1 protein-coding gene is annotated in these 1,035 nt (G+C 69.1%); it reads left to right on the top strand.

Translation table 11 applies throughout. The annotated features are described in order from the left end of the window. Positions 1-1,035 (top strand): PAS domain S-box protein (locus DBV10_RS22545; RefSeq protein ID WP_124515771.1); only part of this gene is annotated, 1,035 nt, incomplete at both ends.

Here is a 1,035-nt window from a genome sequence, read left to right as displayed (position 1 = left end):
GTGCCCCTGGCCCTCATGGTGGTGGACGAGCACGACATGGTGGTGCAGGCCAACTCGATGGCGCACCGCTCCTTCCAGCCCACCGAACGCGACCGGCCGCTGACCGCCCTGATGCCCTTTGTGTGCCCGCAAGACGCCGCCCGCGTGCGCGAGGTCTTTGCCCAGGCGCAGGATCTGGGGCACAGCGAGGCCAAGGAAGTGGTGTTCCTCATCAACGCCACCAGCCGCATCACGGGCGACCTGCACATCGCGCACATCGAGGCGCCCCAGACCAGCGGCGCGCCGCTGTCGCAGTATTTGTGCGCAGTGATCGACCAGGGCCCGCTGCTGGCCGAGCGCCAGGCGCTGCAGCACAGCGCAGTCACGCTGCAGCAGCGCAACGAACAGCTGCACGCCAGCGAAAAGCGGCTCGAAGCCGTCATCAACTCGGCGCTGGACGCCATCGTCTGCGTGGACCAGCGCCAGCGCATCACCGTGTTCAACCCCACGGCGGCCGCGCTCTTCCAGTGCGCTGCCAGCGATGCGCTGGGCAGCACGCTCGACCGCTTTTTGCCCGACGCGGCCCAGGCCCTGGCGTTTGCGCAGCTCACCACCCAGGCGCTGCTGGGCGAGATGACGGCGCTCACCGCCAGCGGCAAGGAGCTGGCGGTGGAAGTGAGCGTGTCGTTCGAGCGCCACGCAGAAAGCGTGGGCGGGGGTGAAACCACCACCGTGTTCGCGCGCGACCTCACCGGCCGCAAGAAAGCCGAGGCGCACCGCAATGAGCTGGAGGCGCAGCTGCGCGAGTCGCACAAGATGCAGGCCGTGGGCACCATGGCGGGCGGCATTGCGCACGACTTCAACAACATCCTGGGGGCCATACTGGGCAATGTCGAGCTGGCCAAGGCCGACTGTGCCGCAGGCTCGCCCGTGCTGGAAAGCCTGCTGGAGATCGACAAGGCCGGCCGCCGCGCGCGCGACCTGGTGCGCCAGATCCTGACCTTCAGCCGCAACGAGCCCCCGCAGCGCACCGCCGTGTCGCTGGCCGAGGTGGTG

Origin of the sequence: Acidovorax sp. FJL06 (genome assembly GCF_003852545.1) — a bacterium.
Taxonomy (GTDB): Bacteria; Pseudomonadota; Gammaproteobacteria; order Burkholderiales; family Burkholderiaceae_C; genus Acidovorax.
Note: the sequence above shows the minus strand (reverse complement) of the source record. Positions and strands in the feature narration are given on the sequence as shown.